Source organism: Xylanibacter ruminicola 23 (genome assembly GCF_000025925.1).
GTDB lineage: Bacteria > Bacteroidota > Bacteroidia > Bacteroidales > Bacteroidaceae > Prevotella > Prevotella ruminicola.
Window position 1 is genome coordinate 2,705,391 of record NC_014033.1, and the last position, 17,476, is coordinate 2,722,866.

The window sequence follows — 17,476 nt, forward strand, 5'->3', positions numbered from 1 at the left end:
GCATAACGGTATTATTCGGTTGCTTTATACATTTTCCATTGACTATGGGGCAATACCAAGAAGAAACCCTGCGTCTGGGTATTCTGTGGTCCCATCTCTCCATGCAATCCCACTTTCTTTGAACCTTGGGAAATCTGTGCAGGAGTGGCAATGGAGAATTTCAGGACGCCTTTTGTCTCAGCATTCAACTTCTTAACCATATTCTCTGCCTGCGTCCTTGTAACTTTTGCAGCCTTCGTGACACTGGTACCAGCAGAATGAGCCTTCGAGCCAGTGGCAGCCCAGTATTCATTATAAGTAACGGGGGTAGTAGTGATAGCATATTGAGTGCCAACAGGTCTCATACGAACAATCAGATTATACAGTGTTTTCTCACGCTGCTCTTCAGACATACCTTGAGCATTCACTGCTGTAACAATAGCAACAAGTGCTAATAATGTAATAACTAACTTTTTCATAATATTTATAGTTTTATTTGTTAATATCAATCACGTGGTCTTACAATCCAGACTGGTTTCTCTGTAGTTTTCAGACTATCAGTTGCCGTTCTGGTAGAATATCTCCAACTATCATACCCCCAATGATAACCTGTGTAATTTGGACGACTAACATTATAAAGGTTGAATGCAACTTTATTCCCATGATCATAGATGTAACCTGAGAATCTGTTGTCGTCCAAGCGATAATCGCTAATCTGAATAGAGGTCCCTTCCTCGATGAATTTTACATAGATATCACCGAAATCTACTCTCCAGTCAATATGATTGGCCACATAATCCCACGGAGCATCGCTATAGTAATCTACCCAATAGCCAGATCCACTCGAATATGCATACGGGTCTTTCAAAAAGGTAACCTCCGTATAAGTGGCATCATAGTATCTTCCATCCCACTCCGACGATATATACATGTCACCTTTCCATGTTCCCTCAAGAGTTCTGGCAATTTCTTCATCATCGCATGAGGTGAGTGAGACCGCCATCAGTCCCAGCATTGCCATCAATAATCGATTAAACTGTTTCTTCATATCTTTATAGTTTTTGGTTTGTTATTCACTTGTCTGGCTCAACGGGTGGCTGATTCATGCCATTATGATCGTAGTAAAGCACAGTACCGCAGAGATCGCAATAGTTCTCGCCTGCAACCCCTTTATTATGGCAACATGCACAATCCAACTCATCACCAACTGCAGCTTTTGCATTATTCTTACGGTGAACCGCCGGCACTGCCAAGGCTTTAGACAAGAAATACCACGCAAGCCACACTACCCAGAACGAGCAGAGAATCATACATATCTTCTCATACACACCTTCGTCATAATTATCTATCATATAAATGACGCTCAGAACGATTACTGCTGTGATGATGCTTCCGATGATGTATTTAAACAGGAAACGAACAAACGTAAAATGGAATGGACCCAGACCTACATGGGGCGAGATACGCTTGTTGACGGGGTAGCTAAACTTACTGTGTTTGGCGGTTCCATTATATCGTGCACCACAATGCGGGCAGAATTTCTTCCCTAAATGAACACGCTTCCCGCAGTGCCAACAGAACATATTTCCATAACCGATGTATTTATGCATAATAACTAGGTTTGTTTATTTCGCAAATATAGGGAAAAAGTCTGACTGCGTTACTTACAAAAATCGTAAAAAGACTATCAATTCTTGCATTGTAAGTCGTTTTAGCCCCATCATTATTGCTTTTCTTGGATATTAGCGGTAAATTTGCGGAATAACTATAGGATTCACGATATGAATAAGATTTTTTGTTTTGCAACTGTTCTGCTAATGGCTTGCGGTCCTACCCCATCCCAGCAGATAACTAACGATGCCGCTAATATCGAAGAGGATGCCGTTAAACATCTTCATGCAGTATTAAATAGTGCCAAGGGACACATGATGAGCGCCACAGAACTGGCTCATCAAGACGGCTATCAAAACAATAGTGTTTTTGTTGTCAATATCCCTACCACGGATGCTGACGAACTTCCATTGTTTGACACACCTTACATCGATGATGCAACAGGCAGCACTATCGTCTTCCATCAAGATACTATCAAGGGAGACACCATCTGCCCCATTGGCACAGCCGACCTTCGGACAGTTATACATGATTGGGAGCAGCAAGCACCAGATACAACAATAAATTATCGTGTGCATGCTCGAGGTAATGGCCTTTACACCTTTTATAATATCAAGCACAAAGGTTGCCATTGCCTGAATCACGACAAGCATCCCGATGGATTCCCAGAGTATGCAGAATGCATCGTCTGGATAAAGCCAGGCAGCAAGGAGCTCCTCATTACCTGGGGCTACAAACGCTCAGAGAAAACCTATCATACAAAATAAGAACTAAAAACACCTAAGACTATGCTTAAAACAATATTCCAGAGACACCTAATAGTTATTATAGCCCTTTTCTTTATTTCTGCTGCTATGGCTCAAGAAAAGGCTCATTGGGAACTGATAGATGTTGAGGTTCAGACTCCTCCGGCAAAATATGAGTCAAGAGGATCGATGAGCCCTGACAATAATGTCGAGGTAACTTATCGTCTTAGCCGCGGTTCCATCTACATCCAGAAAAAAGTTGTTGAAAGATGTTTATCAAATTATAGAGACGACCCTGTCAAGCAAAAAAAATGGACTTTAGCACACGACCATAAAGGTGAGACCGCTACAGGACAGTTCATCATCAGTGGACTTCCAGAAAACATCTATGCTGATAAAGAGGTCGTCTTAAGAGTTTCTTTTACAGCCAACACCAGCTGCCCTCATGGAGATTTATTTGGTATCATAGCACAAATCACAGCTATTGACGGCCTCAACAAAGCAAGCGTTAGAGGAAGTTCCAAAATACTTCCAACTTGTAATCAAGAAAAAAACGGGAATATTTCCGTAAGAGATTATACGAATGCTATTTTGCGAAAATCTGGTGATTATGGAGAATGGAATGTACCATTTAATATACCTGGCGCACGTATGGATGGAGATCAGACATACCGATATATAGGAATCGCTCTAGCAAGATCTTCTTGGGTTTCACAGCCCGAAACACCAATTGTATATTTCAAATACAAGTTCATAAAAGGTGAGAAAGCAAAGAACAATGACACCCCTACTGATGAAGACGACACGCCAGAATATATTCCACCCTATGAGGAAGATAACGATGCTTCTGACGAGGAAGGTATCTGGAAGTATATCATACCGCCATTTGTTGCAGGTGGTCTGGTAGGCTGGTGGAGAAACCGCAAAAAGAAAAAGAAGCAGCAGAAGGATGATGATCCTGAACCAGAACCCGAAGAGGAGGAAAAGGAAGAGGAGGAAGATGATGAACCCGATCAGCTGCAGATGCAGGTATATAAAAACTTTGGCGATACACTACTTGTTGGTGATAAAGGTCAGCAGGTAAATGCCCTTATTGTCCGCAAGCCAAAGAAGGGTCCTGAATATGTGGATGAGAATCTGACTCGCCAGATTCAGATTATGAGCGGAGACGAATATCTGCACGTAGAGATGGGCGATATAGAAAACGGTTGGAAGACTGCCTACGTATGGGCACCGGAAGCAGAGAACCCACCTCAAGAGGGAATCGTGAAGTTCGTGTTGGCCAACGAAGGTGCCAGCTATACCAACCGCCTGCACTTTAAGGTAACCAAGGGTGAAATCATCTTTTTCCAAGAGAACCTTACGCTACCGGCATGCTTCGGCCCTGAAGCAAGATTACCATTCTTAGTTAATGGCATTGAAAAAGAGAAAGCCAAGATAACTGCAGCTATCCTTGACATAGAGAATAAACCTACCAACGACTACCGCATAGATGTGAAATGGGACGAAAAGAAACAATATTATTTAGCAAACATTAACGACCAACTTCAGGATAAAGAAAAAGACAAAGGTGTGCCTGGTACTTATGCTACATATGCTATCGAGATTGTTGCAGATAATCAGGACGGGGTTATTATTAAAGGATACCTGCCACTATACCGTTACTACATGGGCTTGGTATTGGATATTAATCCCAATGTTGCTTGCTATTTGGAGGAGCAGGATCCCATGCGCCACGAACTGCAGCTTCCAAAGGTAAATCGTGATGGCAAGGAATGCAGGCCAGCAGAGAACCGATGCACATTGAAGCTGTATGACTGGGATGATGAAACCAACGAACTGCTGGTTATTGATCCACGACCTGAGAATATTATTTGGAATGTACGCGATGACGAGGGACTGCTAAAAATCGAACTTGATGAAGGTATGGACTTAGATAATTCTGTGGCAGAGCGCCGTCAACGTCTTATCGAATACCAGAAGATGCTGGACGCTTTGGGCTTGCAGCTCCAGCCACGATACAATGAAACTGTTGGTCTGTACTATATGCTCTACTGTCGTACAGGTGTGCTAAATGCGCCCAACCGCTTCGATGTGGAGTTTGAGATTAGTGCATCCTACCAACCCAAAGACCCCAAGAAACCGAAGATACAAAAATTCAAGCGTGTTGTTCACCTACTATCTCAGCCAAAGCGCGAGTTCGCGAGCTACGAAGCAAGAGTGGAAGCAGTGAAACGTGAACGCAAGATAGAAGATGAACTGCGACAATTGGAGGATGATATCTATATGGCAGGATTAAATGATCGCCTGGCTCCCTTGTTGTTCTTCATTCGCCTGCAAATTGAATTCTATAAAGAAGAGTACGGTTTCTACGAACGCAATATCAAGGCCATTTACACCACATACCAGCACGTTATGGAAGGCGTTGGACAGGAGGCAATAGAGCGTGCTGAGGCCTGTGACGACCTGGAGCAGATGACATACGAATGGTTGGAGAGTGCTCACCAAACGATAGAAGACATGCCCCTTGCAGTACGCATTGGCATAGGTTTCGCAACACTGGGCAGTTCAGAGGCTGCTTTCATGTGTATTGAGGTTCCATACAGCATGAAGAAATATGTTGATGCGGGTGGAAATAGTGTTTACGAGATGTTTAAAGTTGGTGTTACGCCAGTAGTCAAAGCTTATCTTTTCGAGAACACCTTTAAAGCTGCAGCTTCCGCAGTCAAAATATTCGGAGGTGGAGCCATTAAAGGCGCAAAAGGTTTAGGGAAAATGGCATGGAATGGCACTATGTCGAGAAAAGCAGTAACGGAGTTTGGTACGCAACTTGGCAAAGGCATGTTAAACGAAGTGAGCACAGGACTGAAGGCTTGGACAAAAACACAGTTTGGCTGGCAGGTAGGCATGGCAGAAAAGGCTGCAAGGAAATCGGCATTAAGCCTGCTAGAAGAAGGTAAGCAAATAGCTAAGGGGAGCCGCTTCAATGCTGCTGAATTATATGGCAAGAATCGTGCTACCCGCAATATACAAGACCTGATGGCGGCAGTAGAGCTATACGACAGTTGTCCTTCGGTTGAGAATTTCCTGTTGCGTAACAGGATGATTAAAGCATGTCAGGGTGACAAGCGCACCATGTTTATGCTCAAGAATACAGAGCAGCTACTTGCCAATCAAAATAATAAGGCGATAGGCAATCTGCTTATCAACAATACGCGAATGCAATTCAACAAGACACTAAAAGGAGTCTACTCACAAGCCGGTAAAGAGTCTATCAAAGAACTGGCTAAAGAAACGGGTATTAACCCCGCCATGATCAGAATCAAGAATGCCACGTCATCGAACATCGACGACCTACTGTCAGGAAAGACCGTAACTTTCGACAACGACATCACATTCTATTATATAGACAAAAATGGCGTAACGAGGTATTTCGATCAAAAGCTGACGGAAAGAATATACAACGCGAAATTCCGCGAGGCGTTAAATGCCATAACACTACCTAAGAATGCCGCTGGTATAGGCATCAAACCTACAGCTGCACAACTTTTGAAAACTCAAGAACTGGCTGACCGTTTGGCCAAACACATGGACCAGACAGTAATTGAGGACATTCTGAAACATCATGAGAGTTATGGTGTGGATCTGGAGAAAATGATTGTTAAGGCACTGCATGGCGAGGGGCTAAGTAATCCTAAGAAGGTGGCCGATGCTGTATTGCACAAGGGGTTAGACCGCTTCAATTATGCTGCAAAACTTATTAATGCTGCTGATGAAATTACAGATAATATACTCAAAAACGAGCTGAAGGCTACAGCTATTGGTGAGATTATGGAGGGTTGTCGCCAACAAGTAAAAGTATTCAAACTGATAGAGTCGCGCGATATTATGCGGAACTTCACGAGTAAGATTCCCACTAAACTTCGCGAGGCAATAGCCGTTATGGAAGAGATGACATCCAAGGGCAATGCATCGCTCGGTGAAGTGGAATATGCGTTGCAGCAGTTAGGCTATAATTCGTTTGAGAGCGTCACAAAAGCCGTGTCTGACTTAGTCATAAAAGTAGGATAGTACATTAAAAATAGCATAATATGAGCGAAGATATTAAAAATGGTATTAAGTTATGCCCAGATGGCAAGTACCGTTGGGCCTATGAGGTAAATATGTATCGGAACCCAACCATCTTCTATGTGATAGCAAACATGTTCCTGATCTGCTATCTGGTATGCGTTGTGCTCTTCTCGGTCATCAATTTCTGCTTGGACGAGGAGGTGCTATCATCCATACTGATGTTGACGGGTGTGTTTTTGTTCCTCTTCCTGATCACCATTCCAGCCTATCTGGTTATTGCAGCCATCATGGGAGGCACCTATGCCGCCCTGTTTGTGATGGACGAAAATGGTATTGAGCACCATCAGATGCCCAAGAAAGTTAAGAAACTTCAGCTGATCAATACCATTGGCGGTTGGATGGGAGCAGCCAAGGGCGACCTGAGCATGGTGGGACTATCCCTCTTTTCATCTGGTGTACAAGTCACCAAGACAGATTTCAAGAATGTTCGTTTAGTAAAGACAGCCCCTCGCCGCAATCTTATCAAGCTCACAGAGGCATGGTACAGTTGGAACCACATCTATGTGGATGAAGAGGATTACGACTGGGTTTGCCAATACATCAAAGATCACTGCCCAACGGCATCATAATCTGTAGCAGTTCTAAAGAAAGTCTGCTGTGTTTCCTGGCTACCACGAGTAACAATAATACTATCAGCACCAGGAAACACATATACTAATCGTCCTTCAAAACGAGCTTCCTCATTATTATATAAGGTATAGAGGCCTTTTCCGCGAGATTGCACTACATATTGTGCAGTACCCTCCAAACTGTCAGCAGGCATACCCCAATGATTCTCTCGCAAAGCAATGGTTACGGTAACACTTGAGCCGTTCTGATGGAACACAATACTACTACCTGTAGAGGAGGAAACATAAAGTTGACCAGTTTTAGGCAACGCGTTTTCATCTGTAAGCGGCAAATGAATTTCGCAACCAGCCCCTCGCAACTTATCAGCAAAACCAGGCGTCATCTCAGCCAGCTGGTCAGCTGTCATCTTCTGTCCCTCTTCACTATTTAAGAGCGTCTCTAACTCATTCTGCGCATTAACATACGACGGATGACAGGCTGTTAGGATAGTACTAACAACCAATAACATCGTGATTAATTCAAGTAATTGATAAAAATTCTTCATTAGTTCAATATAAATTTATCTGTGGCACCAGCAGAAGATACTAGGATAGTATGACCATTATCGAGTACCACCACATGGCAGCGTACAAATTCATCGTCCTTCTTTGTTAACGAGTAAGCACTATGACCGAACGACTTGACAACATAATTTTCGGTGAGGTTGATAGTACCGCGATAGATGTGCTGAGCTGTACCAGTGATTGTGCCATTACTATGTTCTTTTACATCGAAAATCCATCTCTGAGAGTCTCTATCAGTATATAATTTCCCCGGCAACTTATTTACATCAATACATTTCACCGAGTTGTCCCATGCACCGTCTTGACCAGCATAAAAGCCATCGTGAGCATAGTTATTCTTCATGCGACAGCCACTAGCATCTACATAATAAAATTTACCGCCATCCTTTATCCATATACTATGGGCATAGGTACCACTTGGATAGATATAGACCGTCTCACCTGATTGCAGTGTTTCCCATTTACCTTTATCCGATCCTGCCGTGATGGCATAGCGTGCTGGTGTATAGCTGGGATCGGTACTGCTGACAGCCTCTGAGAAACTCTCGGCAGATTGGAATATCACCTCTACACCTTTGCTTGATATACGTACCTTCTCTGCGCCAGGATAGATATAGAGCTCAGCATCGGGAGTCATTCCATCCGACTTATAAAGCGTAAAGTGCCCCTTACCTGAGGGGCTTATCTTCACGATATCATGTCCCTTAGTATCGTCTGTTGAGAAATAAACGACATATACAGGTTCGGAACTACTCTCACTTTTGGCAAAACCAATCTTTGTATTAAGTTCTCTGTTGATATACTCCTTCCCAATAGGGAGTGTTTCTTCACCATTCTCTTCTGAAGCTTCACTATCCTTAGATAAGGATACACCTGAAACACCTACAATATTAATAGTATCCTCTGGAGTTTCAATGCTGTCTAAGATGCCCCTGCTTTCTTTTTCATCATCCTGATAAAACAGGTAGGCCATAATTCCACTACAGACTAGGAAAGCAACCAACAGAACCAAACACCCTTTGAGCATGCACCCCCTCGACAAAGAACCAGGAGTGCTACTACGCTCAACATACTTACTCTTTGGTTTGGGCTCTGACGACTGCGAGGCGGGACGAGGCTCATATGGTGGAGGTACAGATCCTCTATGTTCGCGCTTTGGTTGTTTAGGCGATTCCTCATCAGGTTCAAGGTCGAACACAAGAGGAGGAGGTGTTGACCGTCTTACATCCATACGGGCACCACAACCACCACAGAATTTCACATTGTCATCATTGGAATGACCACACTTTTCACAAATTGCCATAAGTTATAGCATTTTATAATCAATCTTTTGTGTTGACATTAAACACAGACTCTGTCTCAGAAGAAGAGTTGTTATTCTTCTTGTTATTGGAAGTTTTCTTTTCGAGCAGTTTCTTTTTTACTGCTTTATCTGCTTCTTTGCGATCAATTTTAGACAATGATTTCTTTGAAATCTCATCTATTGCTTGCGCTCTGATCTTGTCAGCTTCCTTCTTTTCACTAACAGTGACAGAGTATTTATACTCACCGAGATTGTCGCCATTAGAATTAGTCCAGATTTTCACACCATTCTTAATGGTGGTGTGAACCCCAGGAGCCTTATCGTTAACCACATACTTATATACAAGCGCTCTTTCTTTGAGCGATTGGGCATTAACACCAGCTACAAAAGCCATCAAGGTCGCCACACATAATAGAATCTTTTTCATAAGCATCATATTTTTTGTGGGGCAAAGATAGCCATAATAGCCCATAAAGCGACTATCAAAAATTGCAAAACGACTGACAATTCTTGTTTTGTCAGTCGTTTTGCAGGTTTTTCCAATCTTTAGGTGTCATTCCTGTAATAGCCTTAAACGCTCGGAAGAATGTTGTTTCGTTAGTAAAACCCGAATCTATATAAATGGTAGAGATCTTCTGATCCGGGAAATCACGCATCAGTTGCTGGGCATGCTGTATACGATAACTATTAACGTATTGAGTAAAGGAATAATTCGTTGAGTTTTTAATGCAGTCGGATACATAACGGGCATTGGTTCTTAACTCACTTGCGATATCCAAGACCTTCAAATCAGGAACTTTATAAAGTTGTTTCTCTTCCATTAACTCTGTAATACGCTGCATTAACTGAGTATCAACATTTACAGATGTTGGTTGGTCAGCTCCCTCGAGTTCCATTCTACGTCCACGCAGCTTTCTCTGTATAAAGAAAACAGAAGTTGCGATTATGATTAATACTAATATAACGCCCCATATCCAAAGAGGCGATTCCGCCTTGCTTTCTTCTGTGAAACGTAACAACCAAACAGAAGCCTTGGGCTGGAAATTTTCGTTTGGTCTTTTATCATCGATACCACCTGTTAATAACAGATTACCATCTTTTGTAAGAACAGGAATGCTCAACATACCCGCATCTTTTGGCAAAGGATCAGTATAATAAAGCGTTAGTTTGGCTGGTATCTGGGCATAGTCGATACAGAGTGCATATACACGGCGTGTTTTATCGAAACCTAATACATAACCACGATGATTCAAACGATCTGCATAAACCGGAGTTATATATTTAATAGTCCCCCACTGACTCTTCATTGGGATAGGACAAATCGTTGGGAGAAGAGAAAAGATTGTATCACGAACATCAACAATCGCTAATTGGCCACGACTATTCTCAACAGGTACCAGATAACGATAAAAATGCTGAGCCTCATCGCCGATAAAACTATCATCACTATGCTGAGAGAGGTCATAATGCAATGGGCGCCAAGTATAAAACAATGTATCTCTGACAGCCTCTCCATATAAGCGATCAACAATAATCGTATCAAGCGGTTCGCCATGCATATCATAACCTGCAATAATCATCGCATCATTGCCAGAAGTACGTAACACATGAGGCAGATAGCGCGATTGGGAAACGGCCTTTGCATGAGAGAACGAGGCCTTACCATCGTAAAGTTCTATCTCGTCATCAGCATACCAATTACCTGTAATCAGCACCTTACCATCATCCATTTCTACAGCAGCTGCCGAAGCACGTTTTTGGTTCAGGCATCCGAATCCTTTGCAAGAATGAGTCATGGGGTCATAGAGTTCTACTTCATAACTCTGCGAAATGCCCAAGTTATCCTTAAAGCCACCCGCCAACAGCACTTTTCCCGACTTCATGACTATAGACATTCCACCATCATGCGAATAGACGGTAGGCAACAGATACCACTTATTGTCTTTAAGATATTCTGCAGTCGATGTCAACTTGAATCCAGATGTATGACCACCAACAACCGTTACCTCGCCATTCACTACGAAAACAGAGTGCCCACTACGTGGTATCGTCATATCAGGCAAACGTTCAGCCTCTATCTTAACCATTGGACAATGGTTTCCTGCAGAGATAGCCATTGCAGGTATTGACAACGTCAACGACATTATCAATATACATATAAGTTGTTTTATATTAACTTGTACACTTATAAAGCCCATCTGATAGGTTTTGGTTGCAAAGATACGAAATAATTCCATATCTGAACAAAAAAGGAAAGATTTTCTTTTGTCCTGAGAATGTTTTTTTGTATCTTTGCAGCGATTATGACACAAGAAGAGAAGACACAGATAGAAGAGCGGATTGTAGATGTACTGAAGACCGTTTACGATCCCGAGATTCCCGTCAACATCTACGACCTGGGAATGATTTACAAGATAGATGTACAGGACGACAGTTCTGTTGAGTTGGACATGACCTTTACAGCCCCCAACTGCCCTGCTGCAGATTTTATCCTTGAGGATGTCCGCACCAAGGTAGAGAGTGTGGATGGCGTAAAGGGAGCCAATGTTAATCTCGTGTTCGAACCCGCTTGGGATCAGAGTATGATGAGCGAAGAAGCGAGAGTTGAACTTGGATTCGATTAATATGAAGAACGTATATTTCCTTTCCGATGCCCACTTGGGCTCGTTAGCCATTCCGCACCAGCGCATGCAGGAACGCCGACTGGTTCGCTTTCTCGATAGCATCAAGGAGAAGGCAGCAGCCATCTATCTGTTGGGCGACATGTTCGACTTCTGGTACGAATATAAATATGTGGTTCCCAAGGGCTACACCCGTTTCTTAGGCAAACTCTCGGAACTCACCGACATGGGTGTCGAGGTACATTACTTTACCGGCAACCACGACATCTGGGCCTACGAGTATCTGGAAAAGGAGTGCGGGGTGATTCTGCATAAGAAACCCGAGACGACTGAGATATACGGAAAGATGTTCTTCCTGGCACATGGCGACGGACTGGGTGATCCTGATAAGAAGTTCAAGCTTATCAAGAGTATCTTCCACAACAAGGTCTGCCAGTGGGCCTTCTCGTCATTACATCCCCGTTGGGGCATGTGGTTTGGATTAAACTGGGCCAAGCACAGTCGTATGAAGCGTCCTAACGGCGAAGAGCCTGCCTATATGGGCGAGAACCGCGAGCATCTGGTACTGTTTACCAAAAAGTACATCCAGTACCACTCTAACGTAGATTATTTCATCTACGGTCATCGTCACATCGAAGTAGATCTGCAGCTCACCAAGAAAGCCCGCATGATTATCTTAGGCGACTGGATCAGTCAGTTCTCTTATGTGATGTTTGATGGCGAACACCTGCTCCTTTCGCAATACATCGAAGGCGAAAGCCGCCCATGAAAAAGCACTTCACTGCAAATTATTCGAATTTTTAACGTCATAACGTCATATTCATTATAACCATCTGACTTTTAGTTGGTTATATATGACGTTATGATGTCATATTAAAACACATGATGTCATACAAGGTACATCACTGCATAAAAGAACCTATGTTTTCAACATGTTTCATCAGTAGAAACAAAGTGTTTCACCCTGAGAAACAAAGTGTTTCTCCTGATGAAACACTTTATACAACCTATCTCAATGTCATATAACAGCCCCAATATGACGTTAAAGAATTTAATATCATATAATATCATCATCTGTAATTTACTATCTTACAGATGTTTACATCAGATATGACGTTATGACATCAAAAATCAGATTTCAATGCTTTTAAAAAACTTCTTTACTCATTAAACGACTAAGAAGTAAAAATACTGCATCAAAATATGTTAAAGAGTATCGTGGTCACTTCTGGGGTGCCTTTAGGGCATCCCATTTGGCTTCATACTCCTGCTCTTTCTGGCGTACTACTTTCAGGGCCCTCTTTCTACGCTGTTTAGCCTCAATCTTTGGGGCCACGGTCTTTTCGAATAGCCAGCCTAACATGGCTAACACATTGGGACCAGCTGGTACCACTTGTGGCAGTGGCACTTCCTTAGGGATTGCAGGACGCATGATGTTGGCCATCATCTGTTTGCTACGGTCGGTTCCATACACCACTACCTCGTCGATGGCATGCAAGGTTGGTATCAAGTAAATGGTATCGTTCTTCAGTTCATCGTGCAGCACATAACGGTGCTGGAACTTGGGATGACTCAGGGTGATACGCTTAAAGCTGTCGGGCACCTCAATCTCGCCATTCCATGGGGTAACAATCTCATCGCCATTATCAACACGAACCTTGATATCACGCTGCGGCGCTTTCGACTCTAAACTGGCCACCACCAGTTTGCGCTGAGCAAACACCTCAGAGCCCCACAACATTAACCATATGATCAGATACAGTTTCATCATTTAGTCTTTTCAATACGGGTGCAAATGTAATACTTTTCTGCATATCTTTTCAAAATGAAATATTATATTATCTTACAGATATAAAAATTAATGTAACATTAAGTCTTTTTGAATTAAAATATGTATCTTTGCAGCGAAGTTATCAGATAATGACCAACATGAACAGAAAGAAGATAGTAACGTTTGGCGAGCTGTTGCTCAGGTTTTCGAAGCCCGGACAACTGCGACTGACTCAGGGCGACCTGTTTACCAGTAAGTATGGTGGTAGCGAGGCTAATGTGGCCGTATCGTTGGCTACCCAGGGCGAAGATGTAACCTATATTACCCGACTGCCTGATACGCCAGTAGGTCATGCAGGAGCCATGAGCTTAGCAGAACTTGGTGTGGATACCAGCCGTGTGCTTTATGGCGGACAGCGTATTGGTACCTATTACTTTGAGCCTGCTGCCGGCATGCGTGCTGCCAAGGTGATTTACGACCGTAATGGCTCGGCTTATTCCGATCTGAAACCAGGCATGATTCCCTGGCGCGAGATACTGAAGGATTGCAACTACTTCCATGTGTCGGGTATCACGGCAGCCATCTCGCAACAGGCTGCTGATGCCACCTTCGAGGCACTCGACGTGGCCGATGAGTTGGGTATTACTGTATGCTTCGATATCAACTACCGCAAGAACCTTTGGAAGTATGAGGGCGCTGAGCCTAGAAAGACATTGAGTCGCATGCTGTCGCGTTGCGATATGATGTTTGGCGATGCCATCGAGTTCGACTGGCTGTCGCAGCATCCACAGCCACCATTCACGGCTACCGACTCTAACTTCGAGATGCAGATGAAGGAGTATGGCGAGTGGTTCGACGAGTTGCATGCTGCCTACCCCCGTGTAAAACACTGGATGATGGGTATGCGTAATATCGTAAGCTCGAACCATCACACCCTGACAGCCCTGCTTTATACCGACAATAAACTGTTGCAGGCACCTATCATGGATATCCCTGATGTGGTGGAGCCTGTAGGTGTGGGCGATGCCTTTATGGGTGGTTGGCTGCATGCCATCAGTCTGTTCCCCAACGACATGCAGAAGCAGTTGAATTACTCGTTAGCTGCCGCAGCCCTCAAGAACACCATCCCCGGCGATTTCAACCTCTCAACCGAGGAAGAGATTCTTGATGTGAAAATTTAACATTTCTTGATGCAGTATTTGGCCTTCTTCATCGTTTAATGGATAAAGAAGCAATAAAACGTGTACAAATATGAAGCGAATATTTCCATTATTTATAGTATTAGTAACGCTGCTATCATGCAGCCCTGGCAGCGATATGCTTGAAACAGGTGACCCACATCTCGACCCTTCTGACCAACCATCCCTCGATTACACTTTCAAAGGTGTATGGATGGTTGACAACGTGAAAGGCAACGAGACTTATATACGTACTGTATTAGGCTTTAAAGGCGAAAACTACGTAGCTTGTGCGGATTATCCTTACGCAGCTATCATGGAGAAATTCCTGCCTGAGGTAAAGGTGGCCAAGCTTTCGGCTGAAGCACCCTATGGCAACACACCAACACCCGAAGAAGAGCTTTGGATGCAGACCCTGATTGACTATCGAAACGGAAGTTGCCTGGAGTCGACCCTCGCCGTTCCTTATCGCATTATCGGCATATCAGATCTATCGTTCTATCTGGAGATGATGCCAAGCGAAACATATAGCACCATATACCTGCCATTTATCGTAACCAAGGATGACGGCACGCTGATGGCTGTAGTATTGACGATAGCACCTACCGAATCTACCGCTTTGCTTGATCGTAGTGGCGCATCGTTCACAAACATACTAACAGTAACGCAGATAGAAATCATCATCGACGGGCAGAAGGAAATTCAAACGCTCAATCCCACGATGCAGCTCAAGTTCACCAGTATCGAAAGAGTTAAGTAAAAAGAAGTGGAGAACGAACAGCAACTGCTATCAGCCATCAACCAAGGCGATCGTGCTGCCATGAGGCAACTCTACGAGCGCTACAAGGGCTATGCCATGTCAATCGGACTAAGGTATATAGCCGAAGTGAGCGACGTGGAAGACGTGGTGCAGGACAGCTTTGTGACCATCCTTACCTCTATCGGCAAGTTCGATTACCGAGGTGAGGGTTCGTTGAAAGGCTGGATAGGCAGGATTGTTGCTAATAAGGCCTTTGATTTTGTGAAACATCATGAGCGCATGACGTTTACCGATGTCATCCCTGATACACAGGACGAAGAGCCAGAGATAGAACGGATACCGCCCAATGTGCTGACGGCAATGATTGCCAAGCTACCTACAGGCTACAGAATGGTACTAAACCTGTATGTGTTCGAGCATTGCTCGCATCGCGAAATAGCCAATAAGTTAGGTATCAAAGAGAGTTCATCCTCCTCACAGCTGTCGAGAGCGCGACAGATACTCACCCAAATGATAACAGATTACATCAAACGACACGAGATATGAAGCAAGAAGAATGGGCCGAAAGGCTTAACAACCACCTGAAAGACTGCCACCAGGAGCCATCGCGCGACTTGTGGGAGGGCATTGAGGCTTCGCTCGATAAGCAGGCTAAAGGTCAGACGCGCCACATAGCTCTGCGTCGTTGGATGATGGCAGCTGCTATCATTGGTGTGCTGTTTGGTGGTGCCTATCTGATGTGGAACAACGAGCCCGTACAGCCACAAGTGGCACAGGTTAAGGCTACCAATCATGCCGATAAGGAAGAAGCGCCCGTAGCCACCCAAGCAGATATCACCCCAGATGCAGCAGTAAAGGCTCCAGAGAAACTTGTTGCTCAGGTAGTAACAGCAGCAAAAGCAGTTACACAGATAGCAGAAACAGCTATGCAAACAGAAAGCGAAGTTCCTGAACCTACAGAGAAGGCCACGCAGCCCGATGAAACGGCTAACAAGCCCAAGGAAGATACACCAAGCCCACAGGTACATCCCCTACTGTCAGCAGAGCCTAAGGCAAATTCTCATGTGGAGCATCATCAGCAAAAGCCGATGCGCCTTACCATGGGCCTGTTTGCTCAGGGTAACACCAACGATATGAACAACAAGAATGCGGTGATGATGAACCCGCAGTTGATGCATCGCGTGGCTGCAACGCGTGCTTTTCTAGCAGATTACGAAGAGCAAGAGAGTCACAACCAGCCCATATCGTTCGGTCTTTCTGTTGGATATCCACTCAATAGCTGGTTGTCGCTCAGTTCGGGTTTGGTTTATACCAAGCTGAATTCAACCTTTACCACCCTGATGCCCAACCATCAGATACAGCGCCATCAGAAGCTCCACTACATAGGCGTGCCCCTGAACCTGCAGGCCCACCTGTTGCAATGGCATGGCATCAGCCTTTATCTTACTGCAGGCGCCCAAGCCGACTGGAATATCAAAGCCGAATCGAATACCGATGGGGTGAATCAGGTGATGGACAAGGATCGCATGCAGTGGTCGATAGGTGGCAGTTTGGGATTGGCCTACCATATCATCCCTCAGCTGAGTCTGTATGCCGAGCCTGGCATTCGGCACTATATAGATAATGGTAGTACTATCAATAATTATTTTAAAGATAAACCTACGAGTTTCAATCTACAGTTGGGACTCAGATTCGACTTAAACTCACCAAAATGAAGAAACTATTATTACTCTCACTACTTGCTTTCTCTTTGACGGCAAGCGCACAAACCAGCGAAAAGCCCGCCAGGAGTATCTCAGCAGAGTTTCTTGGTGCACACTTAGGATATGGCATCAACTACGACTCGCGATTTAAAGGTAACGAAGGTACTGGCTATCGAGTTGGATTAAGCTATTCCCATCTTTTTCCAGGACAAGACCAAGAAACGCATGGTGTGGCCGTCCCTTTAGAACTAAACTACCTCTTCGGTAGCAAAGTGTTGAAATTTGAGCTGGGAGGCGGTAGCACGGTTGGCTACTATCATACAAGAAATTTTGCGACAGCCCCTGATCACCCAGAGGAAATAAAAAATCGTATCGGTTTCATTCCATTCCTGAATGCTGGTATCAGATTACAACCTAAGCGTGGCCTAACACTACGACTGGGAGTTACCCCCATCTGGGCCATATTTCCATACCCCTACGTCAGCGTAGGCTATGCCTTTTAAACAACAATCCCCGCCTGTTGGGCGGGGATCGTCATAT

General features: G+C 44.1%; 18 protein-coding genes. 10 read left to right on the forward strand and 8 right to left on the reverse strand.

Going from position 1 to position 17,476, the window contains the following annotated elements:
* Positions 1–11: 11 nt before the first annotated feature.
* Genes PRU_RS11560 through PRU_RS11570 form a run of 3 tightly spaced genes read right to left on the reverse strand, consistent with a single transcriptional unit; the run spans position 12 to position 1,589 of the window.
* Positions 12–458: a hypothetical protein gene (locus PRU_RS11560; protein WP_074760320.1), complete on the reverse strand. Its 447-nt coding sequence runs from the start codon at positions 456–458 to the stop codon at positions 12–14.
* 26 nt (positions 459–484) lie between these two features.
* Positions 485–1,027: a hypothetical protein gene (locus tag PRU_RS11565; protein WP_041386170.1), complete on the reverse strand. Its 543-nt coding sequence runs from the start codon at positions 1,025–1,027 to the stop codon at positions 485–487.
* Between the two features lie 25 nt (positions 1,028–1,052).
* Positions 1,053–1,589 carry a zinc-ribbon domain-containing protein gene (locus PRU_RS11570; RefSeq protein WP_013064204.1) on the reverse strand — a complete coding sequence of 179 codons (537 nt, stop codon included), beginning with the start codon at positions 1,587–1,589 and terminating at the stop codon, positions 1,053–1,055.
* A 171-nt stretch (positions 1,590–1,760) separates the two neighbouring features.
* Here PRU_RS11570 and PRU_RS11575 point away from each other — a divergent pair, with 171 nt between their 5' ends.
* From PRU_RS11575 to PRU_RS11585, 3 genes are all read left to right on the forward strand, one after another.
* Entirely contained in the window at positions 1,761–2,357 is a 597-nt protein-coding gene (locus tag PRU_RS11575; RefSeq protein WP_143040118.1) for a hypothetical protein, read from the forward strand.
* Positions 2,358–2,987: 630 nt separating this feature from the next.
* Entirely contained in the window at positions 2,988–6,407 is a 3,420-nt protein-coding gene (locus PRU_RS11580) for a hypothetical protein (protein WP_143040117.1), read from the forward strand.
* 20 nt (positions 6,408–6,427) lie between these two features.
* Positions 6,428–7,036 carry a hypothetical protein gene (locus PRU_RS11585; RefSeq protein WP_013064917.1) on the forward strand — a complete coding sequence of 203 codons (609 nt, stop codon included), beginning with the start codon at positions 6,428–6,430 and terminating at the stop codon, positions 7,034–7,036.
* Here the strand turns inward: PRU_RS11585 and PRU_RS11590 are convergent.
* The 4 genes from PRU_RS11590 to PRU_RS11605 all read right to left on the reverse strand — a co-directional run bounded on the left by PRU_RS11590 (position 7,015) and on the right by PRU_RS11605 (position 11,140).
* The gene (locus PRU_RS11590; protein WP_041386172.1) at positions 7,015–7,581 is read right to left on the reverse strand and encodes a hypothetical protein; all 567 of its coding nucleotides are present in this window, start codon (positions 7,579–7,581) and stop codon (positions 7,015–7,017) included. The two genes, PRU_RS11585 and PRU_RS11590, sit on opposite strands and share 22 nt — an antisense overlap.
* The gene (locus PRU_RS11595; protein WP_013063874.1) at positions 7,581–8,903 is read right to left on the reverse strand and encodes a zinc ribbon domain-containing protein; all 1,323 of its coding nucleotides are present in this window, start codon (positions 8,901–8,903) and stop codon (positions 7,581–7,583) included. The genes PRU_RS11590 and PRU_RS11595 overlap by 1 nt, the downstream gene beginning before the upstream one ends.
* Before the next feature lie 19 nt (positions 8,904–8,922).
* A complete protein-coding gene (locus PRU_RS11600) occupies positions 8,923–9,330 on the reverse strand; it encodes a hypothetical protein (protein WP_143040116.1) in 408 nt (135 codons plus the stop codon).
* Between the two features lie 91 nt (positions 9,331–9,421).
* Positions 9,422–11,140 (reverse strand): helix-turn-helix domain-containing protein, encoded by a 1,719-nt coding sequence (locus PRU_RS11605; RefSeq protein WP_013064832.1) that lies wholly within the window; start codon positions 11,138–11,140, stop codon positions 9,422–9,424.
* A gap of 66 nt (positions 11,141–11,206) precedes the next feature.
* Here PRU_RS11605 and PRU_RS11610 point away from each other — a divergent pair, with 66 nt between their 5' ends.
* Both PRU_RS11610 and PRU_RS11615 read left to right on the forward strand, forming a co-directional pair.
* Positions 11,207–11,527 carry a metal-sulfur cluster assembly factor gene (locus tag PRU_RS11610; RefSeq protein ID WP_028906660.1) on the forward strand — a complete coding sequence of 107 codons (321 nt, stop codon included), beginning with the start codon at positions 11,207–11,209 and terminating at the stop codon, positions 11,525–11,527.
* Position 11,528: 1 nt separating this feature from the next.
* On the forward strand, positions 11,529–12,293 hold the full coding sequence (locus PRU_RS11615) for a UDP-2,3-diacylglucosamine diphosphatase (protein WP_013063258.1): 765 nt from the start codon (positions 11,529–11,531) through the stop codon (positions 12,291–12,293).
* Positions 12,294–12,746: 453 nt separating this feature from the next.
* Here PRU_RS11615 and PRU_RS11620 read toward each other — a convergent pair whose 3' ends face one another.
* Positions 12,747–13,295: a hypothetical protein gene (locus tag PRU_RS11620; protein WP_033150758.1), complete on the reverse strand. Its 549-nt coding sequence runs from the start codon at positions 13,293–13,295 to the stop codon at positions 12,747–12,749.
* A gap of 158 nt (positions 13,296–13,453) precedes the next feature.
* On the opposite strand from PRU_RS11620, the gene PRU_RS11625 reads away from it, so the two are divergent.
* The 5 genes from PRU_RS11625 to PRU_RS15430 all read left to right on the forward strand — a co-directional run bounded on the left by PRU_RS11625 (position 13,454) and on the right by PRU_RS15430 (position 17,439).
* Positions 13,454–14,476: a sugar kinase gene (locus PRU_RS11625; RefSeq protein WP_013064435.1), complete on the forward strand. Its 1,023-nt coding sequence runs from the start codon at positions 13,454–13,456 to the stop codon at positions 14,474–14,476.
* A gap of 70 nt (positions 14,477–14,546) precedes the next feature.
* The gene (locus tag PRU_RS11630) at positions 14,547–15,233 is read left to right on the forward strand and encodes a hypothetical protein (RefSeq protein WP_013065092.1); all 687 of its coding nucleotides are present in this window, start codon (positions 14,547–14,549) and stop codon (positions 15,231–15,233) included.
* A 6-nt stretch (positions 15,234–15,239) separates the two neighbouring features.
* The gene (locus tag PRU_RS11635) at positions 15,240–15,779 is read left to right on the forward strand and encodes an RNA polymerase sigma factor (RefSeq protein ID WP_013064444.1); all 540 of its coding nucleotides are present in this window, start codon (positions 15,240–15,242) and stop codon (positions 15,777–15,779) included.
* The gene (locus PRU_RS11640; protein WP_013065189.1) at positions 15,776–16,948 is read left to right on the forward strand and encodes a porin family protein; all 1,173 of its coding nucleotides are present in this window, start codon (positions 15,776–15,778) and stop codon (positions 16,946–16,948) included. Before PRU_RS11635 ends, PRU_RS11640 begins: the two co-directional genes overlap by 4 nt.
* Positions 16,945–17,439: a hypothetical protein gene (locus PRU_RS15430; protein ID WP_049769158.1), complete on the forward strand. Its 495-nt coding sequence runs from the start codon at positions 16,945–16,947 to the stop codon at positions 17,437–17,439. The genes PRU_RS11640 and PRU_RS15430 overlap by 4 nt, the downstream gene beginning before the upstream one ends.
* Positions 17,440–17,476: the final 37 nt, after the last annotated feature.